This is a genomic window from Granulicatella sp. HMSC31F03 (assembly GCF_001807725.1).
Classification (GTDB): Bacteria; Bacillota; Bacilli; order Lactobacillales; family Aerococcaceae; genus Granulicatella; species Granulicatella adiacens.
In genome coordinates this window covers 41,448-47,447 of record NZ_KV790873.1, presented here as the reverse complement: position 1 = coordinate 47,447, position 6,000 = coordinate 41,448, and the positions used below count along the sequence as shown (strand labels likewise).

The following is a 6,000-nucleotide window of genomic DNA, read 5'->3' as shown; positions in this document are numbered from 1 at the left end:
TAGATTTTCTGTCTAACTTTTAGGGTGCACTTCAAAGGTAAGGGGGTTATTTATATACATTCATAAACAGTAATAAAGAAATACTCTTATCTGTTTTAGATTGTCGGTTAACGTTTCTTAGTTTGAAAATCATAAAAGAATTAGTTTACTTATAATAGCTATCAAACGCATCATGATCATCATAAAAAAACACAATACAGTAAACGGACTTTATTGAGGCTTTAAATTATATTAGTGAATAGTAGGAAGAGTGATAAGAGAATAAAGGAGAATGTAAGTAACTAATCTATAGGAATAAGACAATAGAAGTAACTGCCAATGTATACTGTATATAACTGATAAAGAAGTTGAATCGATGGTTTATTTTAAATCATAGAACAAGATAGTGTATGTGTTTGCCATGATGCTAGAGGTGTAAACGGATACCCCATGTGAAAATCACTAGAGAAAAAGGCAATTTCAGACCGCGCCCCCCTCTAGCTCACACAAACTCCCCTTAATTTTTATTTTGCATAACGCAAAAAAAGCCCTAGATACCAACTAAAGCAAAGTTAAAACTAGGGTTAAACAAGTCATATTTAAATAAAAAAAGTACCCACTTACTTTAAAACCTTAAAAAACGTGAAGTGGATACAGAGAAATTATAACGAAAGCTAAATTAAAAATCAATAATAGCTATATATCAAATATTAGAAATTAGTAACTTCTTTTTACTCTTATCGTGAGGGTGGAGTTTTATAAAAATGGTTTAGAAAAAGGTTTAGAAATTGGTTTAGACCAAACTAAGCAAAACGGGATAAAAACAGAACTAATAAAGCTAAAAACGTTGATTTTACGTGTTATTTTGCTATGTTTTTAGGCATCCTTCTGCCCTGTAGGGGGCATTTTTTTATGCACAAAAAGCCTTGGTTTTCTAAGGCTTTTTGTGTAGTCTTAGCACTAAAAAATGAGAGAAAAAAGGTTTTGACAATTCGCGTCACATGAAGTTATTTAAGCATCTCCTTTTCTCTCATTACCATTTTCTGTTATAATAAATTGTACTTCTAGAATAGAAAGGACTTAAGATGACAACTCTTATTAAACATAAACGTGTAGAATTTTCAGAACTTTTTTATGACCTAGTTTTTGTTTTTGCAATTTCAAAAGCAACTACTTTAATTGAGCATCTTCATAACGGTATTTTGACTTGGAATTCTTTCCTTGATTTTTTCATGGCTGTTTTGGTTCTCACTGATTCATGGATGATTCAAACCGTTTATACCAATCGCTATGGAAAGAACTCTTTATTTAACATGGTAATCATGTTTATCAAAATGGGACTTTTACTCTTTATAGCCAATATGATTGGACCTGATTGGCAACAATATTTTCATTATCTTTGTTGGGCTGTTGGTACATTAACCTTTATCTTATTTTTACAATATTTGGTTGAATTTTTTAGAAAATCAACCGATAATGTTGAACGGGAAAGTATCAAAGGTTTTCTATGGATAACAGGTCTAGGAAGTTTAGGAGTCTATCTAGCAGCTCTTCTTCCTATTTACGTTGGAGTCTCTGTCTTATTTGCTAGTATTCTGCTAACATTTATTATGCCAATTATCTTGCTTAGTAAAGATAAGCATTACCAGGTAAATCTCCCCCATTTAATCGAGCGCATCTCCCTTCTTGTCATTATTACGTTTGGAGAGATGATTATGGAGCTAGCTAACTTTTTTACAATCGAGAATTTCTCGATTTATTCGGTTCTTTATTTCATTATTATGCTTTCTCTGTTCTTGTTTTATTTTGGTCAATTCGACCATGCTATTGATGAAGAATCTAATCAAAAGGGACTATTTCTAATTTACAGTCACTATCCTATTTTCATTGGACTTATTATGATGATCGTTTCGATGAGTTTTCTTCTGAATCCTGAAGCTAATCTTCTCTTTGCAACCAGCTTCTCTTATATCGGATTTGGCCTCTTTCAAGCTGCTGTCCTAGTAAATGGGCCCTATAACAAACACTATCTTCGCTATTCGAAAAGTTACTACTGTGTCCAAGCGACACTCTATCTGGCTGCCTTGATTCTCTCTTTAATCTTTGCTTCTAATCCTATAATAGTAGTGAGTATAACAACCATTTTAGCTCTAGCTATAGCCATTCATTTTATTTATTTTTATGTGACACAGAATAAAAAATATTCCAAATCTAACTGGGGGTTCTTTTAATGAGTTTATAACATAAAAAAGCTTTGGGAACCAAGGCTTTATATGATATCAATCACCGACCACGAAAATGTTTAGCTTACAGAACTGCTAGTGAAGCTCTAGAGGATGAGTTCGAGTAAATGTTGCACTTATTCTTGCAATTTATCATTTACTTGATGCACGAACTCGATATTTTTTTCGTTAATTAGTTTTTGCCCCACTTTTGCCCCATTTTTAAATCCTGACATTGAAAATACCTAAAAGTATTTCCCTAAAATCAGCTATATTTCAACATTTTTGTTTATTTTCAATATGAAAAGTTCTTACAAATTCATGCAGGGGGCATTTTTTTATGCGTATTGTTCCGTATTTGTTCCGTGAAATTGAAAGTGTAATGAAATGTTGATTTATCAATGTTTCTCACTTTTTTTATACTCAAAAAAGTGAAAATGTTTAGATATCTCTTTAGACCAAACTAAATAAAACGGCAAAAACAGAATTAAAAAAACGTTGAAGTCATGATTTTTTACTAACATCTAAGTAGACCTACTGCGCTTCACTTAGCCGGTGGATATTAATTTGTTATAAACATAATCTACGTTACTCGTCTAATCGAATAAACATCATCGCGTTAAGGAGAGAGATTAGAGTGACTGTATTAATATTATTGCAATAAATCAGTCTCTTATTTTCAATAGGAGGAATAATAAAATTAGAAATGATAATATCGTACGGTGATTCTTTTAGAGAATCAATTGATAATTCTAATTCATTCCAAACTTCAAGTTCAAAATTGTTACTACAATAATAAGAAAGAGTCTCCGCTACTGATTTTGCATGATATTGATCAAAATTACTCATAACCAAAACTTTTAATTTGGGTTGATTTTGTAAAAGATTTAGTACCAAGTGTTTGCTATGGGTGATAAAAGTATAGGCCAAATGATTGACTCTCATTGAACTACTATCAATATCCAAAGTCTGTAAGTAATGCAGAATCCCTTCTTTTACATCGGAAACAAATCGAGGAAAAATATTTTGAAAGTTCTTGATTGTATTGCCTTTTTGATCAAATAGGATAAACTCTGTAGATAATTCCTGGCGATGAAGATGTGCCGTATTATGCAGATGCCAAATAAGATTGTCCTTATTGTCTATTTTAATATTATACTCTCTTGATACCTGATCAACTAAATCTCCCAACAAATGATATGATTTCTTTACATAGCTGTCCGTCATTGTATATTTCAGAAATACTTTTTCGTCTATGAAAAACATTTTTTGAAAATAGGATACAAACAATTGCCCTATTACTTCTTTCGTTAAAGAGATATTGTATTCTGTTTCAAATTTTTTGATAATATCTTCCATTTCATCTTCCTGCATTAGAAATTCCAACAATTGATTATTAAAAGAGTCTTTTTCAACTTCCAGGAAATGACCAAACTTTATTCGATATAAATTCGTAACTAGGAGCAACTTTAACATTCGGTGAGTTGATAAATTCATAGGGAAAGATGTTGCTTTATAAACCAGTTCCAATAATTGAGAGAGCGGTTCTGGTGAAAAATCTTCAAAAGGCCATTCAAGGAAATAATATTTTTCTGAAAAATATTGGGCAAAAAAGTAACGAATATCTATCTCATTTCCAGTAATTCGAACAGGATTGAGGCTAATTTCAAAATGATATTGTTTCTTAATAATTTTATTAATATGACTGATGATACGGTAAAGAGACGAAGAACTGATATAAAACTCTTTGCAAATACTCTCAGCATCATATCCTTCATTAAAAAAAACAAATTCTAAAATTGAAAAATGAGTTGAATGTTTAAAAAAATGATGATAGACCATCTCAATATCACTATCATCGGTATTAATGATACGTATACCATTTGTTGAAGAATGAAATATCAAGTCGGGAAAAGAAGACCTGACATGGGATAAATCATCTTTTACTGAACGCTCTGTAGAATTCAATAATTCAGCTAGTTCAGAAATGTGAAACCAGCGCTTATTTTCAAATAGTATTTCTAATAATTCTAATTGTCTGTGACTTTTTTTAGACAGTAATTCTCGCATAAAATTGTTATCTTTCTGTATAGTATAGTGGTTTTATTATAATTCAATCTTACCATAATGTGTATGTTTTAATTCACTTAACAACTCATAATATATGAAAAGCCATCTTAATTTTCTCTCAAAACCATCTAAAATCAATGTTTTATCGTTTTATTGTATTTAAAGTACATAAAATCGGCGGGGAAATTAAGCTTAATTATTATGTTTCCAAGTTGGCAAATTATATAATCACATTAATCAAAAGATTTGAATTTTGATTTAGTAAATTTAGAAAGGAGAATCGATATGCTTTGGTCTATTATTGTCGGAGGTGTCATTGGTCTTATTGCTGGATCAATCACTAAAAAAGGTGGCTCTATGGGTGTTATTGCAAACATTGTTGCAGGTTTAGTCGGTTCATCTGTGGGTCAATCACTTTTGGGAACTTGGGGCCCTAGTTTGGCTGGAATGGCCTTATTTCCCTCTATCATTGGTGCAGTTATTGTAGTAGCTGTTGTATCATTCTTTTTGGGTAAAAAGGCATAAATTGTCTTATAACATTCAAAATACAATTTAAAATTTAATGATGTGAGGATTCAATAGGTCAAAAAAAATACTTTGTCTAATCAAAAAGCTCGCGTTCATTAATGCTCTAAGTACGGAAAGAGATTCTTATTCTATTTCTTTTCTATAAAAACACGAAACACTTAAAACTCATAATGGAGGTAAAGACTATGTCTGTAGAAGAAAAATTCAATCAAGCTAAAGGCTCTGTTAAAGAAGGGCTTGGAAAATTAACTGGTGATAAAAAAACAGAAAAAGAAGGGGCTGCTGAAAAAGTAGTTTCCAAAGTTAAAGAAGTTGCTGAAGATGCAAAAGATGCGGTCGAAGGAGCAATCGAAGGCGTTAAAAATATGATTAATAAAGATGACACTAAGAGTTAGTTTCTCTTGCAAAGCATCTTTGTAATTTATAATTTAAAAAAAGAGAACATTTAATGATATGTACCCAGAATCCTGGACACATTATTAAATTAAGCTGAACGCATGGATGTTTCCCTGTATTGAACAGGGGACATCCATTTTGTTTTTTTGAATTCTTTTGAAAACCAAGAACTTTTTCATTGATTGTAACTAAAGGATTCTGGGAGTTTAAAGTTAGTGATTCTATAAAAAGATGATAAGTCTTTTATTTTTCTCGAATCATGCCCACTCGAGTTTCGTCAAGATAGGAAAAATGATGCTTATGATAGAGCTTGTCTGCAGGGACTTTAGCTAGCAAAGTGATAAAACTGCTCTCATGTGTATTTTCGTCAAACCACTGATCAATCATTTCCATGATTCTATTGGCAATTCCACGTCTTTGAAACTTTTTGTCTACCATAATATCGGATACGACAAAAGTGACCCCGCCATCTCCAACGATTCTTCCTAGGCCAATGAGTTCATCATTTTCATAAACAGAAACAAAAAATAGAGTCCCTTCAAGTGCTTTTTTTACTTCAGAATGAGGCTTAGTGCTATTCATTCCCGCGTTTACTCTTAATTGATTATAAGCTTCTACGCTGGGAATTTTATGAGTAAATTCCATAAGAAAGAGTCCTCCCATAACTTATTTGCTCATTTATTATAACACCATCCCTTTATTTTGTAATTGATGAGAGTTGATTTAAGAAGGGTGAATGAAAAGGTGTTGACTCTTACGTAACGTAAGGGTATATACTCCTAATATCGATCAAAGGAGGAATATG

At 31.6% G+C, this 6,000-nt stretch carries 5 protein-coding genes; 3 read left to right on the top strand and 2 right to left on the bottom strand.

Annotated features, from left to right (window positions below):
• The first annotated feature begins 1,064 nt into the window (after positions 1–1,064).
• Complete coding sequence (locus tag HMPREF3106_RS09200) at positions 1,065–2,210, top strand: low temperature requirement protein A (RefSeq protein ID WP_070446082.1); 1,146 nt, start codon at positions 1,065–1,067, stop codon at positions 2,208–2,210.
• Positions 2,211–2,789: 579 nt separating this feature from the next.
• Here HMPREF3106_RS09200 and HMPREF3106_RS09195 read toward each other — a convergent pair.
• Complete coding sequence (locus HMPREF3106_RS09195) at positions 2,790–4,271, bottom strand: AcpB/EbpR/MafR family transcriptional regulator (protein ID WP_070446079.1); 1,482 nt, start codon at positions 4,269–4,271, stop codon at positions 2,790–2,792.
• A 285-nt stretch (positions 4,272–4,556) separates the two neighbouring features.
• Between HMPREF3106_RS09195 and HMPREF3106_RS09190 the strand changes: the two genes are divergently transcribed.
• Both HMPREF3106_RS09190 and HMPREF3106_RS09185 read left to right on the top strand, forming a co-directional pair.
• A complete protein-coding gene (locus HMPREF3106_RS09190) occupies positions 4,557–4,796 on the top strand; it encodes a GlsB/YeaQ/YmgE family stress response membrane protein (protein ID WP_005606947.1) in 240 nt (79 codons plus the stop codon).
• 188 nt (positions 4,797–4,984) lie between these two features.
• Positions 4,985–5,194 (top strand): CsbD family protein, encoded by a 210-nt coding sequence (locus tag HMPREF3106_RS09185; protein WP_070446077.1) that lies wholly within the window; start codon positions 4,985–4,987, stop codon positions 5,192–5,194.
• A gap of 244 nt (positions 5,195–5,438) precedes the next feature.
• On the opposite strand, the gene HMPREF3106_RS09180 is transcribed toward HMPREF3106_RS09185, so the two are convergent.
• Positions 5,439–5,840, bottom strand: coding sequence for a GNAT family N-acetyltransferase (locus tag HMPREF3106_RS09180; protein ID WP_070446075.1), 402 nt, complete (start codon positions 5,838–5,840; stop codon positions 5,439–5,441).
• Between the last annotated feature and the right edge of the window lie 160 nt (positions 5,841–6,000).

Coding starts and splice junctions, on each gene's coding strand:
- HMPREF3106_RS09200 (WP_070446082.1), top strand. CDS start 1,065: ATGACAACTCTTATTAAACATAAACGTGTAGAATTTTCAGAACTTTTT.
- HMPREF3106_RS09195 (WP_070446079.1), bottom strand. CDS start 4,271: ATGCGAGAATTACTGTCTAAAAAAAGTCACAGACAATTAGAATTATTA.
- HMPREF3106_RS09190 (WP_005606947.1), top strand. CDS start 4,557: ATGCTTTGGTCTATTATTGTCGGAGGTGTCATTGGTCTTATTGCTGGA.
- HMPREF3106_RS09185 (WP_070446077.1), top strand. CDS start 4,985: ATGTCTGTAGAAGAAAAATTCAATCAAGCTAAAGGCTCTGTTAAAGAA.
- HMPREF3106_RS09180 (WP_070446075.1), bottom strand. CDS start 5,840: ATGGAATTTACTCATAAAATTCCCAGCGTAGAAGCTTATAATCAATTA.